General features: G+C 64.7%; 14 protein-coding genes. 9 read left to right on the forward strand and 5 right to left on the reverse strand.

Going from position 1 to position 16,801, the window contains the following annotated elements:
• The first annotated feature begins 150 nt into the window (after nt 1-150).
• Nucleotides 151-3,027 (forward strand): EAL domain-containing protein, encoded by a 2,877-nt coding sequence (locus FXB40_RS10445; RefSeq protein ID WP_187436767.1) that lies wholly within the window; start codon nt 151-153, stop codon nt 3,025-3,027.
• On the opposite strand, the gene FXB40_RS10450 is transcribed toward FXB40_RS10445, so the two are convergent.
• Nucleotides 3,024-3,305: a DUF7662 domain-containing protein gene (locus FXB40_RS10450; protein WP_148772115.1), complete on the reverse strand. Its 282-nt coding sequence runs from the start codon at nt 3,303-3,305 to the stop codon at nt 3,024-3,026. The genes FXB40_RS10445 and FXB40_RS10450 overlap by 4 nt on opposite strands.
• A 145-nt stretch (nt 3,306-3,450) precedes the next feature.
• Between FXB40_RS10450 and FXB40_RS10455 the strand changes: the two genes are divergently transcribed.
• Nucleotides 3,451-4,947 (forward strand): sensor domain-containing diguanylate cyclase, encoded by a 1,497-nt coding sequence (locus FXB40_RS10455; RefSeq protein WP_148772116.1) that lies wholly within the window; start codon nt 3,451-3,453, stop codon nt 4,945-4,947.
• A 5-nt stretch (nt 4,948-4,952) separates the two neighbouring features.
• Here FXB40_RS10455 and galU read toward each other — a convergent pair whose 3' ends face one another.
• A complete protein-coding gene (gene galU, locus FXB40_RS10460; protein ID WP_148772117.1) occupies nt 4,953-5,828 on the reverse strand; it encodes a UTP--glucose-1-phosphate uridylyltransferase GalU in 876 nt (291 codons plus the stop codon).
• 252 nt (nt 5,829-6,080) lie between these two features.
• Here galU and FXB40_RS10465 point away from each other — a divergent pair, with 252 nt between their 5' ends.
• Both FXB40_RS10465 and FXB40_RS10470 read left to right on the forward strand, forming a co-directional pair.
• Nucleotides 6,081-7,430: a lytic murein transglycosylase gene (locus FXB40_RS10465; protein ID WP_246207492.1), complete on the forward strand. Its 1,350-nt coding sequence runs from the start codon at nt 6,081-6,083 to the stop codon at nt 7,428-7,430.
• 149 nt (nt 7,431-7,579) lie between these two features.
• Nucleotides 7,580-9,292, forward strand: a complete 1,713-nt coding sequence (locus tag FXB40_RS10470; RefSeq protein WP_148772119.1) for an SGNH/GDSL hydrolase family protein — start codon at nt 7,580-7,582, stop codon at nt 9,290-9,292.
• Between the two features lie 155 nt (nt 9,293-9,447).
• On the opposite strand, the gene FXB40_RS10475 is transcribed toward FXB40_RS10470, so the two are convergent.
• Both FXB40_RS10475 and FXB40_RS10480 read right to left on the reverse strand, forming a co-directional pair.
• Entirely contained in the window at nt 9,448-9,822 is a 375-nt protein-coding gene (locus FXB40_RS10475; RefSeq protein ID WP_148772120.1) for a CsbD family protein, read from the reverse strand.
• 118 nt (nt 9,823-9,940) lie between these two features.
• On the reverse strand, nt 9,941-10,678 hold the full coding sequence (locus tag FXB40_RS10480; RefSeq protein WP_148772121.1) for an SDR family NAD(P)-dependent oxidoreductase: 738 nt from the start codon (nt 10,676-10,678) through the stop codon (nt 9,941-9,943).
• Nucleotides 10,679-10,776: 98 nt separating this feature from the next.
• Here FXB40_RS10480 and FXB40_RS10485 point away from each other — a divergent pair, with 98 nt between their 5' ends.
• A complete protein-coding gene (locus FXB40_RS10485; protein WP_187436769.1) occupies nt 10,777-11,556 on the forward strand; it encodes an SDR family NAD(P)-dependent oxidoreductase in 780 nt (259 codons plus the stop codon).
• Between the two features lie 97 nt (nt 11,557-11,653).
• Nucleotides 11,654-12,541 (forward strand): TauD/TfdA dioxygenase family protein, encoded by an 888-nt coding sequence (locus tag FXB40_RS10490; RefSeq protein WP_148772122.1) that lies wholly within the window; start codon nt 11,654-11,656, stop codon nt 12,539-12,541.
• Nucleotides 12,542-12,619: 78 nt separating this feature from the next.
• On the opposite strand, the gene FXB40_RS10495 is transcribed toward FXB40_RS10490, so the two are convergent.
• The gene (locus FXB40_RS10495) at nt 12,620-13,264 is read right to left on the reverse strand and encodes a YqgE/AlgH family protein (protein ID WP_148772123.1); all 645 of its coding nucleotides are present in this window, start codon (nt 13,262-13,264) and stop codon (nt 12,620-12,622) included.
• Between the two features lie 142 nt (nt 13,265-13,406).
• On the opposite strand from FXB40_RS10495, the gene FXB40_RS10500 reads away from it, so the two are divergent.
• From FXB40_RS10500 to FXB40_RS10510, 3 genes are all read left to right on the forward strand, one after another.
• Nucleotides 13,407-14,246 (forward strand): protein-disulfide reductase DsbD domain-containing protein, encoded by an 840-nt coding sequence (locus tag FXB40_RS10500; protein WP_148772124.1) that lies wholly within the window; start codon nt 13,407-13,409, stop codon nt 14,244-14,246.
• A 127-nt stretch (nt 14,247-14,373) separates the two neighbouring features.
• Nucleotides 14,374-15,741, forward strand: a complete 1,368-nt coding sequence (locus FXB40_RS10505; RefSeq protein WP_430647008.1) for an oligosaccharide flippase family protein — start codon at nt 14,374-14,376, stop codon at nt 15,739-15,741.
• A 194-nt stretch (nt 15,742-15,935) separates the two neighbouring features.
• Nucleotides 15,936-16,760 (forward strand): sulfite exporter TauE/SafE family protein, encoded by an 825-nt coding sequence (locus FXB40_RS10510; RefSeq protein WP_148772126.1) that lies wholly within the window; start codon nt 15,936-15,938, stop codon nt 16,758-16,760.
• Nucleotides 16,761-16,801: the final 41 nt, after the last annotated feature.

Consider the following 16,801-nt stretch of genomic DNA (forward strand, 5'->3'; position numbering starts at 1 on the left):
GACCCGCCGGAAACCCTTTGATTTTCCTCGCTTTCGTGCCATCTATCGCGAAATGCCGAACCAATTCCGTCCGGTCTGAAATCGTCTTTACGTGCCAGCCTTGCACTTAGCCTCGCACTCAGAGTTTGCGTCGAACGCGGAGAACTGACCTTGCGTCTGATCAGGTGCCTCGCGCCCATCGCGCTGGGCCTCATGATTCTTGTCGCCGCGTCGCCTGCACGCGCGCTTGACGCTGTCAGCGTCCGCGGTGACGCGCCCGCCATCGACCTCACCGGCGTGCTCGAGCATCAGCGCAGCGACGCCGACCGCATCCAGGTCTCGACCGCACCCGGCACCGACGGCATCGTCCGCCGCATCGAGGTGCGCGCCCGCGAGGGCGGCCAGAACTGGGTGGTGTTCGCGCTCGCCAACAACACCGACGACCAGCTCGACCGTCTGATCGTCGCCCCGCATTACCGCATCGTGTCGTCAGGGCTGCTGTGGCCCGACCTCGGGCTGTCGCGCATCGCGACCATTACGCCCTCGACCGGCGACCGGCCGGAGCGGCAGGAAAGCCCGACCGCCGACGTGTTCCGCATCACGCTCGACCCCGGCGCCGTCGTCACCTTCGTCGCGGAACTGCGCACCGACAAGCTGCCGCAGCTCTATCTGTGGGAGCCGGAAGCCTACAAGGACAAGGTCAACTCGTTCACGCTGTACCAGGGCATCGTGATCGGCATTTCCGGTCTTTTGGCGCTAGTGCTGACCATTCTGTTCGTCGTGAAGGGCAGCATCATGTTCCCAGCAGCGGCTGCGCTGGCCTGGGCGGTGCTCGTTTATATCGGCGTCGACTTCGGCTTCTGGGGCAAGGTGCTCGACATGTCGAACAACGCCGAGCGCATCTGGCGCGCGGCCGGTGAAGCGATATTGGCGGCGACGCTGCTGGTGTTTTTGTTTGCCTATCTCAACCTCAGTCGATGGCATGTGCGCTACTCCCACATCACGGTGGGCTGGCTCGCGTTCCTCGGCTCGCTGGTCGCGCTCGCTCTGTTCGACCCGGCCGTTGCCTCCGGCATCGCGCGCATCTCTTTGGTGCTGATCGCCTTCGCCGGCTTCGCGCTGATCGTCTATCTCTCGACCCACGGCTTCGACCGCGCCGTGCTGCTGATCCCGACCTGGTTCCTCCTCGTGGTCTGGGTGGTCGCGGCCGGCATGACGGTGGCCGGTTCCGTCACCAACGACATCGTCGGCCCGGCGCTGCTCGGCGGCCTCGTGCTGATCGTGATGCTGATCGGCTTCACGGTGATGCAGCACGCCTTTGCCGGCGGCGGCGCCACCACCGGCGTCGTCTCCGATATCGAGCGGCGCGCGCTGGCGCTGGCCGGTTCCGGCGACCTGATCTGGGACTGGGACGTTTCCGCCGACAAGGTGTTCACCAGCCCTGAGACCGAAGCCCTGCTCGGCCTCAAGCGCGGCACACTGGAAGGCCCGGCCGCCTCCTGGCTGGAGGTGCTGCACCCGCTCGACCAGGACCGTTTCCGCGCCGCGCTCGACAGCGTGCTCGACCAGCGCCGCGGCCGGCTGGTGCAGGATTTCCGCCTGCGCACCCCTGACGGCCATTTCATGTGGTTCGCGCTGAAGGCGCGCCCGGTGGTCGGCTCCGACGGCGAAGTCTCGCGCGTGGTCGGCACGCTCACCGACGTCACTGAACTCCGCAACGCCGAGGAACGCCTGCTGCACGATTCCGTGCATGACAACCTCACCGGCCTGCCCAACCGCAAGCTGTTCATGGACCGGTTAGGCGCGGTCGCGCATTTCGCCAAGTCGATGCCGACGCTGCGGCCGACACTGATGGTGATCGACCTCGACCGCTTCAAGCAGGTCAACGATTCCGTCGGCATCGCGGTCGGCGATTCCATCCTGCTGACGCTGGCCCGCCGCCTCACCCGCATCCTGAAGCCGCAGGACACGCTGGCGCGGCTCGCCGGCGACCAGTTCGGCCTGATCCTGCTCTCGGAGCAGGATCCCGCCCGCATCACCGCCTTCGCCGAAACCATCCGCAAGACCATCCGCGCGCCGATCGCCTTCAACGACCGCGAAATCTTCCTGACCGCCTCGATCGGGCTCGCCCTTTCTGATCCGCAAGTTCAACTGACGGACGAGATCATCAAGGACGCCGAGCTTGCGATGTATCATTCCAAGCGCATCGGCGGCGACCGCATCGACGTCTACAAGCCCGCGATGCGTGCGCGGAAGACCGATCGCCTGACGCTGGAGAGCGAGCTGCGCCGCGCCATCGAGCGGCAGGAGCTCACGATCCTCTATCAGCCGATCGTGCGGCTGGAGGATCGCTCGGTCGCGGGCTTCGAGGCGCTGGTGCGCTGGGATCATCCGAAACTCGGCCGCATGGCGCCGTCGGAATTCATCACCATCGCAGAAGAGACCGGCCTGATCGTCGACCTCGGCATGTTCGTGCTTGATCAGACCGCAAAGCAGCTCTCGATCTGGCAGCGTGCGATGCGCTCGCGCGAGCCGATCTTCGCCTCCGTCAACGTCTCTTCGCGGCAGCTGCTGCGCCATGACCTGATCCACGACATCCGCACCGTACTGTCGCGCTCCTCGGTGGCGCGCGGCACGCTGAAGCTGGAATTGACGGAATCGCTGGTGATGGAGAATCCGGAGCACGCAGCCCAAATGCTGACGCGGATCCGCGAGCTCGGAACTGGACTATCGCTCGACGATTTCGGCACCGGCCATTCGTCGCTGGCCTATCTCCAGCGTTTCCCGTTCGACACCATCAAGATCGACCAGTCCTTCGTCCGCACCACCAACCGCGGCACGCGGCCGGTGATCCTGAAGTCGATCATCGCGCTCGCGCATGATCTCGGCATGGACGTGGTGGCGGAAGGCGCCGAGACCGATTCCGACGCGGTCGAGCTGTATCAGCTGGGCTGCGAATACGCGCAGGGCTTCGCCTTCGGCGAGCCGATGGACGCGGATGCCGCGATGCGGCTACTGACCGAAGTGCGGCTGGAAGCGGCGAGCTAGTCGCTCTTTACGCCGGGCCTGCGCCGGTCACTCTTCTGCTTCGTGAACCGCACCGTCTGGCCGTCCGGCATCCGCGTGGCCTTGAAACCCGCGGCGAGGCAGGCTTCGCGCTGCGGCATCTGGATATCCGGGCTGCGCGAGGTATCCCACCATGAGGCACGGTTCGCCGCCCGCGGCAGGGCCGCGCCGATGATCTCCTCGATCTCTTCGAAGCTCAGCATGAACTCCGTCTGCTTCTGCCGCATCAGGTAATCGCGTAGCGCGTCGTAGTCGTTCACCGCCGTCCTCTATCCCTTTGTCCGCGATCTGGTCTGCTCAAAAGCAGGACCGGCGGAAACCAATCCTTAACTGATTGCAGCAGCGCCGTCGCGGCTTAAACACTACGCAAGATTTCAGGCGCATCCACTAGGGTGGGAGCAAAGGATGCTGTCTGGATGGCGCGAAGCCACGGCCCGCCGGCCCTGGCGTATTTCGGCGAAGCTGCTGATCATCTCGTCCGTCGTGACGGTGATCGGCTTTTCCGCCATTTGCGTCAACGTCATGCTGGACATGCGCCGCGGCGAGGAGGCGCTGGCCCGCCAGACGCTGGAAAACCTGGCCACGTCGATCGACGCCGACATCAGCCGCAACATCGATATCTACGACCTGTCGCTGAAGGCGGTCGCCAACAACATGCTGCTGCCCGAGATCAACACGGTCTCGAAGCCGATCCGCCAGCTCATCCTGTTCGACCACGCCACGACCGCAAAGCATTTCGGCGCCATCCAGGTGTTCGATGCGGACGGCAATCTGGCCATCGATGCTTCCACGCTCGATCCGGTTCCGGATAATCGCGGCAGTGAGGAGTATTTCACGGTCCACCGCAACAATCCCAATGCCGGCCTCTTCATCAGCCGCCCGATGCTGTTTCGCGGCGCCTACTCGATCGTGCTGAGCCGGCGTCTCAGCGATACCGACGGCGGCTTCATGGGGGTCGTCGCCGGCTCGATCCGCTTCACTTACTTCCACGAATTGTTCGAGCGGCTGAGCCTCGACCCCGAGGACACCATCACCGTGCTCAAGCGCGACCGCACCATCATGATGCGGCGGCCGTTCGATCTCGACATCATCGGCAAGAATCTGAATGACCGCCAGGCCTGGAAGGCCGACAATCTCCGCGCCGGCGGCTCGTTTACGGGACAGGGACCGGTCGATCCGACCGCGCGGCTCTATGTGCGCAGCGGCGAAACCGGCCCGCTGTTCGTGGTGGCGGGCAAGCCGCTGAGCACGGTGTTCGCGCTGTGGCAGAAGGAAGCTGTCCGCATCGGCGCCGTGGTTCTGGTGCTCGCACTGTTCGTGCTCGGATCGGCCATCGTGCTCGCCCGCGAGATCGGCCGCCGTGCGGATGCCGAAAGCAAGCTCGAGGAGATGGCGACGACGGACGCGCTCACGGGCCTGCGCAACCGCCGCAAGTTCGACCATGTCATCGACATCGAATGGCGCCGCGCCATGCGCCAGAAGACACAGGTTGCGCTGTTGATGATCGATGCCGATCACTTCAAGGCCTACAACGATACGTTTGGTCATCAGGCCGGCGACCAGGTGCTGGTCGGCATCGCCATCTGCATCTCCGATTCAGTGCACCGCGCCGGCGACTGCGCCGCGCGCTATGGCGGCGAGGAGTTCGCGGTGCTGTTGCCGAACACGTCGGCCACCGACGCCTTCAGGATCGCCGAGACCATCCGGGCCAAGGTGCTGGGCTGGTCCGACGGCGGCGCGGGATCGACCGTCTCCTGCGGCATCGCCAGCCTCGCGCCGACCAGCGGCATGGACTGGGCCATCCTGGTCGCCGCCGCCGACAAGGCGCTCTATGCGGCCAAAGCCGGCGGCCGCAATCAGTCGGTGGTGGCGAGCCTGCCGAAGTTGTCGCTGGTGGCTTAAGGGGCCTACAGCCCCAGATACTTCTTCATCTCAGCGATGAGGCCATCACGCAATTCCGGCCGCTTGAGGCCGTAGGCGATGTTGGCGCGGAGGAAGCCGGGCTTGGAGCCGCAATCATGGCGCTCGCCCTCGAACTCGACGCCATAGAATTTTTGCGACTTGGCGAGGCCGATCATGGCGTCGGTGAGCTGGATCTCGCCGCCGGCGCCGCGCTCCTGGGTCTCCAGGATCTTGAAGATCTCGGGCTGGAGAATGTAGCGGCCGGTGATCGAGAGATTGGAGGGCGCAGTGCCCTTGGCAGGCTTCTCGACCATGCCGTCGACCTCGAACATCTTGCCGGTGCGCTTTCCGACGCCGCAGATGCCGTATTGATGGGTGAGATGGTCGGGCACCGCCTCGACCGCAATGACGTTGGATTTTTCGCCGAGCTTGCCCGCGGTCTCGATCATCTGCTTCAGGCAGCCGGGCGTGTTGAGCACGAGCTCGTCGGGCAGCACCACCGCGAACGGCTCATTGCCGACGATGTCGCGCGCGCACCAGACCGCGTGGCCGAGGCCGAGCGGCGCCTGCTGGCGGGTGAAGCTGACGGCGCCGGCTTCCGGCTGGTTCTGCGCCAAAATCTCCTGCTCGGCCTTCTTGCCGCGTGCAGCCAAGGTGCTGTCGAGCTCGAACATCTTGTCGAAATGATCTTCGATGACATTTTTGTTGCGGCCGGTGACGAAGATGAAGTGCTCGATGCCGGCTTCCCTCGCCTCGTCATAGACGTACTGGATCAGCGGCTTGTCGACGATGGTGAGCATTTCCTTCGGCATCGCCTTGGTGGCGGGCAAGACGCGGGTGCCGAGGCCGGCGACGGGGAATACAGCTTTGCGGATTTTCATGTGATTGATCGAATACCTTGAGGCGCACGTGAAAGGAGCAATGGCATCTTGCTAGCCGTTTTGCAGCCGGTAACAAAGGCGGATGTAGGGCTCGGTCTCCTGGAATTCGAGAAAAAGGTGACCAGCAAAATTTCACCTTTGTTAAGATATTGGCAACCGTAACAAGGCCTCCTGATGGCTGATTTTTGGCCGGACGGGTGGGACATGAGGCAATTGGTGACAGCGGTAGCTCTATCTTTGACCGGCGCAACAATGCTCGCGGCCGCGCTCCTGTTCCCCGTGTCCGCGCAGGCTCAAGGGCAACAAGGGCAAAACGGCCTGTCGAACCTGTTCGGCGGCATTTTCTCCGGCCCGAATCCGGCACCCTCACAAGCCCCGCCCGGCCCCGGCGGCGCCCAGACGGGAGCTCAACCTTGGAGCGGCGAGGACGGCGCCTCCGGCCATCCGCTGATGACAGCGGCCGCGATCCGCGAGGCGGCCGGCAATTTTGACAATTGCGTTGCCGGGATGTGGCCTGATGCCGCACGCCGAAACATCACGCAGGAAAACTTCCAGCGCTTCACCGCGGGCCTTTCGCCCGATCTGCGCATCATGGACCTGATGGATTCGCAGCCCGAGTTCACCAAATCGATTTGGGACTATCTCGACATACTCGTGAATGACAACCGCCTCGCCAAGGGCAAGGAAGTCCTCGCCAAGTACAAGGCGCAGTTCGATGCAACCGAGAAGGCCTATGGCGTCGACCGCTACATCATCGCGGCGATCTGGGGCATCGAGTCCAATTATTCGACACAGATGGGCGACCGCAGCGTGCTGCAATCGACCGCGACGCTCGCCTGCGTCGGTCGTCGCCAGGCCTATTTCAAGGACGAGTTCCTCTCGGCGCTGGAGATCCTCAATCGCGGCGATTTGCGCCCTGAGCAGATGCGCGGCTCCTGGGCCGGCGCATTCGGCCCGACCCAGTTCATGCCGACCGCCTTCAAGCGCTTCGCCGTGGACGGCGACGGCGACGGACGGCGCGACGTCGTCGACAACGCCAGCGACCTGATCGCCTCCACCGCCAACAATCTGAAGAAGGACGGCTGGCAAAGCGGCCAGACCTGGGGCTTTGAGGTCGTGGTGCCGCAGGGCTTCAACTACATGCTGGCCGATCGCGCCAAGGCGATGACGATCGCGCAATGGGAAAAACTCGGGCTCAAGCGCGCAACCAACCAGCCTTTCCCGCATCCGGCGGAAAAAGCCTATCTGCTGGCGCCGGCCGGCGCGCAGGGGCCCGGCTTCCTGATGCTGCAGAATTTCCGGGTCATCATGAAATACAATCCAGCCGAGGCCTATGCGATGGCGATCGGCCATTTCGCCGACCGCCTGCGCGGCGGCCAGCCCTTCGTACAGCCCTGGCCGCGGCAGGAACGGGAATTGTCGAGGGGCGAGCGGCTGGAACTCCAGCAGCTGCTGGTCCAACGCGGCTTCTACAAGGGCACCCCGGACGGCCAGTTCGGCGGCCAGACCCGGGACGCGCTGCGCAACTTCCAGGCCTCGATCGGGGTGCCCGCGGACGGATTTGCATCCTCCGACGCGCTGGACCGGCTGCGCGGGCGGTAAAATCGCGCCGAAAGTAACCCTGAGCGGGGATTTTGGCCGATCGACAGTGTATTGCCCCAAGATTTTGCAAGAGAATTTGCCCGTTTGGCGCCCGATTCCGTTATTATACTGAGCTTGTCCCAGACCCCGTTGCGCGCGCCCGAGATCGCATGTCGAAGCCAAAATCCTTTTTCAAGGCGCTGACCGAAACCGGCCCGCTGATCGCGCTGGGGACGGCGCTTGCGATCATGGTCTCGATCGCGGGACCGGCTTCGGCGCAATTCTTCAACTTCCCGGGCTTCGGTGGCCCGCCGCAGCGCCAGGCCCCGCCGCCGCGAAACGGTGGAGGCGGCGGTTGGTTCGGCGGCGATTTCTTCGCACCGTTCCAGCAGCAACAGCAGCAGGCGCCGCGCCAGGATTTTTCGCGTGCGCCGGCACCTGGCAAGCGCGACACCATTCCCGACAAGAATGTGCTGGTGATCGGCGACGCCATGGCCGACTGGCTCGCCTACGGCCTGGAAGACGCCTACACCGAGCAGCCCGACATGGGCGTGATCCGCAAGCACAAGACCACGTCCGGCCTGATCAAATACCAGCCGAAGGGTGAGCCCTCGGACTGGGCGGCGGCCGCGAAGGGCATATTGGAAACCGAGAAGCCCGACATCATCGTCGTCATGCTCGGCCTCAACGACCGCATCTCGATCCGCGAGCCTGCGCCCGACAAAACAGACAAGCCGGCGGATAAGGACAAAGACAAGAAGAACGACAAGGGCGCGCGCGCCAAGCCGACGGGAAAGCCGGGTGACGCCAAGCCGGGCGATGCCAAGCCGGACACTGCTGCCAAGCCCGACGACAAGCCGGTCGACACCGACCTGCCGCAGGACGATGCCGACAACGCCGATACGCCGGCCGCCGCGCCGGAAAAGACCGCGCGCAATCCGAACGGCCTCTACGAATTCCGCGACGACCGCTGGGTCGAGCTCTACAGCAAGAAGATCGAAGAGCTCGCCAACGTCCTCAAGGCCAAGGGCGTGCCGGTGCTCTGGGTCGGCCTGCCCGCGATCCGCGGACCGAAGGGCACCGCGGACATGCTGTTCCTGGATTCGCTCTATCGCGAAGGCGCGGCCAAGGCCGGCATCACCTATGTCGACGTCTGGGACGGCTTTGTCGACGAGGCCGGCCGCTTCCTGCAAAAGGGCCCGGATTTCGAAGGCCAGATCCGCCAGCTGCGCAGCGGCGACGGCGTCTACTTCACCAAGCCGGGCGCGCGCAAGCTTGCCCATTATGTCGAGCGCGAGATCACGCGCCTGCTGGCGGGACGCTCCGGCCCGATCGCGCTGCCGAGCGAACCGGCCACGCCGGACACCAGTGCCGAGCCCGGCAAGCCGGCGCCGCGGCCACTGGCGGGCCCGATCGTGCCGCTGGTCGCGGCCTCGATCTCGACCGATCAATTGCTGGGTGGACCGGGCACGCGTCCCGCATCCGTCGATGCGCTGGCCGCAAAGACGCTGGTGAAGGGCGAGCCGCTCGCCGCGCCCGCAGGCCGAGCCGACGATTACGCCTGGCCGCGCCGCGAAGTCGGCCGCGAGCAGGCCAAGGGCGATACGCCGATGGCGGCGACGACGCCTGACGGTGGCACAGCAGCTCCCGGCACGCCGGGCGCTGCCGCCGCGATCGCGCCGCCCAAACTCGCACCGAAGAAGCCGGCAGCGCCACCGCAGCAGCCGGCGCAAGCTCAGCCGTCAATTCGCGATTTCTTCGGCTTCGGCTCGCCGCAGCCCGCGCCGCGTCAACTGGCACCGGCGCCGCGCAACCCGAATCCGAACCCGGCGATCCCGCGTCCGCCCGGCAATATCGGGCGCGCGGCGGAAGTGGTGCGGTAATTGGTCTTGTGTCCCGGACGCGTCGCAGCACCTTGGTGATGCGACGCAGAGCCGGGACCCAGCTTCTTTCGACATCGACAAAGAATGGGCCCCGGCTCTGCGCAGCAGCGCTTTAGCGCTGCAGCGCGTCCGGGGCACAGAGATCGAGCTTTGACTCAGCCGTAATAGCGCCAGCGCGGCGGCGGGCGGCGTGCGGGGCGCGACATCAACAGCGCGAGCGCGAAGCCGATGCCGCCGGCAATGAGCAACGCGCCGAGCGGATTGTCCTGCACCTTTTGCGAGATCGCTTGCGAGCCGTCCCGAAGCGTGTCGCCGGGATTCTGGTAAGCATCCTTGGCGTAGCTCGTGGCGGTGTCCGTCGCGTCACGCACGGCGTCCTTGGCTTGGCCGTAGAGATTCTGCACGGTGCCGGCGGCTTCGCGCGCCTTGCCCGACGCCTGTGTCTGCGCATCGCCTGCGAGATCGCCGACGGCGCCTTCGGCGCGTCCAGCGAATTCCTTGGCCGATCCGACGATCCTGTCTTTGTCCATGATGCTCCTCCTCGGGGGTCTACCGGAGTAACCGATCAGGAGCAGCGCAGTTCCAATGGCTCTATTGTTTGATCGTGATCTTTTCGGAAAACCGCTGCACGCTTTTCCGGATCATGCTCTACAGAATGAGTCCGCCGTCAACGACCAGCGTCTGGCCGATGATGTAGGACGACAGCGGAGAGGCCAGGAACAGTGCTGCGCCCGCCATGTCGGCGGGCGTGCCCAATCGCCGCAGCGGAATGCGTGACAATGCACCTTCGAGCCGCTTGGGATTGTCGGTTGTCACCTTCGTCATCTTGGTGTCGACCAGACCGGGCGCGATGCCGTTGACGCGGATGCCATCTTCGGCCCAGGCCTCGCCCAGCGTCCGGGTCAATCCGACCGCGCCGGTCTTCGACGCATTGTAGGCGGGATTGCCCATGGTGGAATGATAGGCCGCGGTCGAGGACACCATGATCAGCGCACCCTTCGAATCCCGCAACATGGAATGAAACCGCGTCGCGCACGCCATCAGGCTCATCAGATTGACCTCGACGACCTTGCGGAAGCCCGCCATCTCGAATTCGCCGCGGCGATAGATCACCGCGCCCTGCGCGAGCACCAGAATATCGAGCTTGTCGAAGGACGGCTTGAACGCTTCGATCGCCCCCGTATTGCTGACGTCGAGCTGCGCATAAGCAAGACCGGTGAGATCGGAGCCTTCCTCCGCAGAATATTCCGTGGGCCGAGCACGCGTGCCGCACACCGCAACTGCTGCGCCCCTCGCACGAAAAGCTTGCGCGATGCCGTTGCCGATACCGCTGGAACCACCGACGACAAGAACCTGCTTGCCTGAGAAATCGAGCTCGTTCGCCATCGCGGCCTCCCTCTTGTTTTGCTTGTTTGACCTGTCTGCGGATCGATGCCAGCCTGGTCAATCCCAGAACAAGAAACAAGAGCCCGCGAGGAAACAGCATGTCCGAATTCAAAGAGCTCAGCCGCTCCGTGAAAGGCCTGGCCGTTCTCGTCACCGGCGCGGCCAGCGGCATGGGGCGCGCCACTGCGCGCGTGTTCGCGTCTGAAGGCGCGAACGTCGCCGTCACCGATTATGACGAGCAAGGCGCGCAGGCGGTTGCAAAGGAGATCGCAGCGAATGGTGGTTCGGCCAACGCATGGAAGCTCGATGTCGCCGACGGCGGCGAGATCAAGCGCGTGGTTGGTGACGTCGCGGCGCATTTCGGCGGGCTCGATATCGTCATCAACAATGCCGGCATCTCCGTCCGCGTCGCGATCGACGACGAGGCTTACGAAGACGCCTGGGCCAAGGGCATCGCGGTGATGCTGACGGCGCATCCGCGCATCATCCGCGCCGCCCTGCCGCACCTGCGAAAATCGAAGTCCCCGCGCATCGTCAACATCGCGTCCACCGAGGCGCTCGGCGCCACCGCATTGCACAGCCCCTATTCGGCCGCGAAGGGCGGCGTCGCGAGCTTGACCCGCTCGCTCGCCGTCGAGCTCGGCCGCGAGGGCATCACCGTCAATTGCATCTGCCCGGGCCCGATCCGCACCGCCATCACCGACCGCATCTCCGAGGAGCACAAGACCATCTACGCCAAGCGCCGCACCGCACTCGGCCGCTACGGCGACCCCGAGGAGGTCGCACATATGACGCTCAGCCTGTGCCTGCCGGCGGCGTCCTTCCTCACCGGCGCGGTGATCCCGGTCGACGGCGGGTTGATGGCGCGCAACGCGTAAGAGCCATGCGCTCGGAGCGTTGACATCAACCGGCGCGGGAGTAGCTTTTTCACCGACAGAGCGGGGCCAACCGCCCGCGGTTCGCGGGAGAGACGCCATGACGATCGCCATCCGGCAGCTTCAGAAGCATTTTGTCGGCGAGGTTTCCGGCCTCGACCTGCGAAAGCCTCTCACCGAGAGCGAGGCCCGCGAGGTCGAGGCCGCCATGGACACATACGCGGTGCTCGTCTTCCACGACCAGGACATCAACGACGAGCAGCAGATGGCCTTTGCACTGAATTTCGGTCAGCGCGAGGATGCCCGCGGCGGCACAGTGACGAAGGCGAAGGACTACCGGCTCGATTCCGGCCTGAACGATGTCAGCAATCTCGGCAAGGACGGCAAGCCGCTGCCGAAAGACAGCCGCACGCATCTGTTCAATCTCGGCAATTGCCTCTGGCATTCCGACAGCTCGTTTCGCCCGATCCCGGCAAAATTCTCGCTGCTGTCGGCACGCGTGGTGAACCCGAAGGGCGGCAACACCGAATTCGCCGACATGCGCGCGGCCTATGACGCGCTCGACGACGAGACCAAGGCCGAGATCGACGATCTCGTCTGCGAGCACTCGCTGATGTATTCGCGGGGATCGCTCGGCTTCACCGAATACACCGACGACGAGAAGGCGATGTTCAAGCCGGTGCTGCAGCGGCTGGTGCGGACGCATCCGGTGCATCGCCGCAAGTCGCTGTATCTCTCATCGCATGCCGGCAAGATCGTCAGCATGAGCGTGCCGGAGGGTCGGCTGTTGCTGCGCGATCTCAACGAGCACGCGACGAACGCAGAATTCGTCTACGTCCACAAATGGAAGCTGCATGACCTCGTGATGTGGGACAACCGCCAGACCATGCACCGCGTCCGCCGCTACGACCAGTCGCAGCCCCGCGATATGCGGAGGGCGACGGTGGCGGGGACCGAGCCGACGGTGCAGCAGCAGGCGGCGGAGTAGGGGCGTCCCTCACCGCTGTCGTCCCGGACAAGCGCAGCGCAGATCCGGGACGACAGCGGAAGGTCGATCGACGAAGCGCTACGCGTGCCCCGCCTCGTTCGACAGCATGCCGGGATCGATGCCGATCTTGCGCAGGGCGCGGCCGTATTTCTCGTCGACATCGTCGCCGAAGATCAGATCCGCATCCGCGTCGCAATGCAGCCAGCCATTGCTCTGGATCTCGGTCTCGAGCTGGCCCGGGGCCCAGCCGGCGTAACCCAGCGCGAGGATGGCGTGCTTGGGGCCGGAGCCGTTGGCGATCGCACGCAGGATGTCGACGGTCGCGGTGAGGCAGACTCCGTCGTCGATCCGCAGTGTCGCGTGCTCGATATAGAAGTCGCTGGAATGCAGCACGAAGCCGCGGCCGGTGTCGACCGGGCCGCCGGCCAGCACCTTCATGCTTTCGGCATTTTGCGGCAGCTTGATGTGCTCGCCTTTCTTGACGATGCCGAGCTGCTCCAAAAGTTCAGGAAAATCGATACTGCCGGCCGGATGATTGACGATGATGCCCATCGCGCCCTCGGCCGAATGCGCACAGAGATAAATCACCGAGCGCTCGAAGCGGGAGTCGCCCATGACAGGCATCGCGATCAGGAGCCGGCCGTCGAGATATCCGGCCGAATTGGGGAGCCCAGCACCTGAGCTGCGGGTGCTTTCGCCCGTCCTCTTGCCTGTGGGAGCCATGGATGAAGCACTCCGGTTTCAATTCCTATCCTGATGTCGGGCCGCCCTGCTGTCAAATCAAGGCTTGCAGAGACTTGAATCAAGTGCATCCATCACAAGCAATTCAATGGTTTGCCTAGGGCCGACCCTGTAAAGACGTACCATGCTGACAAGAGTTCCCCTGCATGCGGCGCTTGGCGTCGCGACAACCTTGCTTGCGTCGTCGCTGGCGATGGGTGCCCATGCCGACGATGCTTCACTGTGGCAGCGCGACGGCCATTCCGCGGTGCGGTTGCTTGCGGGGTCGCGCAGCGGCGCGGTGCTGCTCGGCGGTATCGCTTTCCAGCTCCAACCCGGCTGGAAGACCTATTGGCGCATGCCCGGCGATTCCGGCGTGCCGCCGCGGTTCGACTTCTCCAAGTCGGACAATGTCGAAGCGGTGACCGTGATGTGGCCGGCGCCGCTGAAGTTCGACGACGGCGCGGGCGGCCATTCGATCGGCTATCACGACCAGATCGTGCTGCCCTTGCGCATCGTTGCCAAGGCCGCCGACAAGCCGGTGACGTTGCGCGCCGAGATCAATTACGCCGTCTGCGAAAAGCTCTGCATTCCCGTCGAGGCCAATGTCGAGCTCGGCTTCAACAACGTCGCCTCGACCGAAGATGCCAATCTGCGCACGGCGCTCGACACCGTGCCAAAGCCTGCCACGATCGGCGATCCCAATCCGCTGACCATCCGCGACGTCAGGCGCGACGGGCCCAAGAATGTGGTGGTCGACGTCGTTGCGCCCGAGAACAGCAAGGTCAATCTGTTCGTGGAAGGGCCGACGCCGGAGTGGTCGTTGCCCATTCCTGATCCGGTCGAGCACAGCCCGCCCGGCGTGAAGCGATTTTCCTTCGAGCTCGACGGATTGCCGCCGGGCGTCAAGCCTGACGGCGCCGCGCTGAAGTTCACGCTGGTGGGGCCGGAGAAATCGTACGAGTTCAATACGAATTTGGAGTAGTCCGTCGTCCTGGCTTTCGCCAGGACGACGCCGGTAGCACCCAACCGAATCTTAACGAATGGTTGCTAATCCCGGGGATCACCGCATCAAGCCTGCCGCAGCATGCGGGACGCCTGGGGATCTCTACGTGGCCGTGATGGATGCAGAACCCGCAACGACCGGACCGGCCGGGCTGATCGCGCGGCTGCGCGCGAAGCTTTCGGGCGGATCGAGCGAGGCGTCGCTGACGCGGCGGCTGGCCGGCACCATCTTCATCATCCGCGTCATCAGCGCGGGCCTCGCCTATTTCTCGCAGGTGCTGCTCGCGCGCTGGATGGGGACGTCCGACTACGGCATCTATGTCTATGTCTGGACCTGGGTGCTGCTGCTCGGCAGCATGATGGACCTTGGCATCTCCGCCTCCGCGCAAAAAATCATTCCGGAGTACCGCGCCAGCGGTGACCATGCGCTGCTGCGCGGCTTTCTCTCGGGCAGTCGCTGGCTCACCTTTGCGGTCTCCACGCTGGTCTCTCTGGCTCTTGCCGGAATTGTAAAGCTGCTGTCGCCGTGGATCGATCCGGCCGAGGAGCTGCCGCTCTATATCGGCTGCATGACGCTGCCCGCCTTTGTCGTCGCCAACACCCAGGACGGCATCGCGCGCTCGCATGACTGGATGCAGCTTGGGTTGATGCCGCAATTCATCATCCGCCAGGCGCTGATCATCGGCATCACGGCGGGCGCGTTCCTGCTCGGCTATCATCTCGGCGCGATCGCTGCGATGGTCGCGAGCGCAGGCGCCGTGTGGATCGCGATGACCGGGCAGATGGTGGTGCTGAACCGCAAGCTCGCCGATCACACCACACCCGGCCCCAAGGCCTATGACATCAGCGGCTGGCTCGCGGTCTCCCTGCCGATCCTGCTGGTCGAAAGTTTTTACCTGCTCTTGTCTTACACGGACGTGCTGGTGCTGCAGCAATTCCGACCGTCCGACGAAGTCGGCGTGTATTTCGCGGTGGTGAAGACGCTGGCGCTGGTGTCGTTCATTCACTACGCGATGTCGGCAACGACGGCGCATCGCTTCGCCGAATACAACGCGCTCGGCGACAAGGCGCGGCTGTCGGCCTATGTCGCGCACGCCATCAATTGGACGTTCTGGCCGTCGCTGGCGGCGACCGCCGTGCTGCTCGCGCTCGGCAAGCCTCTGCTCTGGCTGTTCGGGCCGCAATTCGTGGTCGGCTACGACATCATGTTCGTCGCCGCCATCGGCCTCGTGGTGCGCGCCGCGATCGGCCCGGTGGAGCGCCTGCTCAACATGCTGGGCCAGCAGAAGATCTGCGCGCTGGCCTACGCGTTGGCGTTCGTGATGAACGTCGTGCTCTGCATCGCGCTGGTGCCGCGCTTCGGCGGCCACGGCGCCGCGGCCGCGACCTCGATCTCGCTCACCTTCGAGACCGTGCTGCTGTTCTGGATCGTGCGGCAGCGCCTGGGGCTGCACGTGCTGGCGTTTGGTAAATAGGTACGGCGCCCGTCCCTGCCCGCCCCTCGGGGAACGCCTGTTTCGCAACCAGCCCAAGGACGACGCGAAACACCTGCCTATTTCGGGCTCGTAGTACAATTTTTCTTATTCTACCCAGGTGGTTGCGTCCCTGGGGAAATTTATTCTACGTCGTATTGCCCAACTGACGAGATAAATCTAGATTCCCCCAGACCATGATTGATCCACTTTACGTCGCCTCCGGATTCGGCGTCGGCCTGCTTGTCGGGCTGACCGGCGTAGGAGGCGGCTCGTTGATGACGCCGCTGCTGATCCTGCTTTTCGGCATTCACCCGACCACCGCCGTCGGCACCGACCTGCTCTATGCCGCCGCCACCAAGACCGGCGGCAGCGTGGTGCATGGCTGGTCGCGCAGCGTGCACTGGCCGGCGGTGCTGCGGCTCGCCTGCGGCAGCATTCCTGCGAGCGCGCTGACGCTGCTGGTGCTATGGAAGCTCGATCTCAGGGGCGACGCCGAGCGCAACCTCGTCAACCTGGTGCTGTGCTTCGCGCTGATCCTGACGGCGACATCGCTGATCTTCCGCAAGTCGATCATGGAGCGCTATCGCCGGCACATGGAGCAGGTCAGCGAGCGCACCACGGTGATTGCGACCGTCGTCACCGGGGTAGTGCTCGGCGTGCTGGTCTCGATTTCGTCGGTCGGTGCCGGTGCGGTCGGCGTGACCGTGCTGCTGCTGCTTTACCCGCGCCTGCCGATGGCAACCATCGTCGGCTCCGACATCGCGCACGCGGTGCCGCTGACGCTGGTGGCCGGCATCGGACACTGGATGCTCGGTTCGGTCGACTGGGCCCTGATGGGCGTGCTGCTGCTGGGCTCGCTGCCCGGCATCATCCTCGGCAGCTACAGCGCGACGCGCGTGCCGGAGGCGGTGCTGCGCGTGGCGCTCGCCAGCGTCCTCGTCGTGGTCGCCGGCAAGATCATGTTCACGGAGCTGAACCTGCAATCCGCGATCGTGACGGCCTTGGCCTGGAGCCATTGAGGCCCGACCGAGCGACGGAATCGTCGAGCCTGTGAGCCAAT

It is taken from the genome of Bradyrhizobium rifense (assembly GCF_008123425.1).
GTDB lineage: Bacteria > Pseudomonadota > Alphaproteobacteria > Rhizobiales > Xanthobacteraceae > Bradyrhizobium > Bradyrhizobium rifense.

Bases quoted from the DNA above. Each gene is read 5' to 3' on its own strand.
- FXB40_RS10465 (WP_246207492.1), top strand. From the start codon at position 6,081: ATGCTCGCGGCCGCGCTCCTGTTCCCCGTGTCCGCGCAGGCTCAAGGG.
- FXB40_RS10495 (WP_148772123.1), bottom strand. From the start codon at position 13,264: ATGGCTCCCACAGGCAAGAGGACGGGCGAAAGCACCCGCAGCTCAGGT.
- FXB40_RS10500 (WP_148772124.1), top strand. From the start codon at position 13,407: ATGCTGACAAGAGTTCCCCTGCATGCGGCGCTTGGCGTCGCGACAACC.
- galU (WP_148772117.1), bottom strand. From the start codon at position 5,828: ATGAAAATCCGCAAAGCTGTATTCCCCGTCGCCGGCCTCGGCACCCGC.
- FXB40_RS10490 (WP_148772122.1), top strand. From the start codon at position 11,654: ATGACGATCGCCATCCGGCAGCTTCAGAAGCATTTTGTCGGCGAGGTT.
- FXB40_RS10455 (WP_148772116.1), top strand. From the start codon at position 3,451: ATGCTGTCTGGATGGCGCGAAGCCACGGCCCGCCGGCCCTGGCGTATT.
- FXB40_RS10485 (WP_187436769.1), top strand. From the start codon at position 10,777: ATGTCCGAATTCAAAGAGCTCAGCCGCTCCGTGAAAGGCCTGGCCGTT.
- FXB40_RS10475 (WP_148772120.1), bottom strand. From the start codon at position 9,822: ATGGACAAAGACAGGATCGTCGGATCGGCCAAGGAATTCGCTGGACGC.
- FXB40_RS10480 (WP_148772121.1), bottom strand. From the start codon at position 10,678: ATGGCGAACGAGCTCGATTTCTCAGGCAAGCAGGTTCTTGTCGTCGGT.
- FXB40_RS10470 (WP_148772119.1), top strand. From the start codon at position 7,580: ATGTCGAAGCCAAAATCCTTTTTCAAGGCGCTGACCGAAACCGGCCCG.
- FXB40_RS10510 (WP_148772126.1), top strand. From the start codon at position 15,936: ATGATTGATCCACTTTACGTCGCCTCCGGATTCGGCGTCGGCCTGCTT.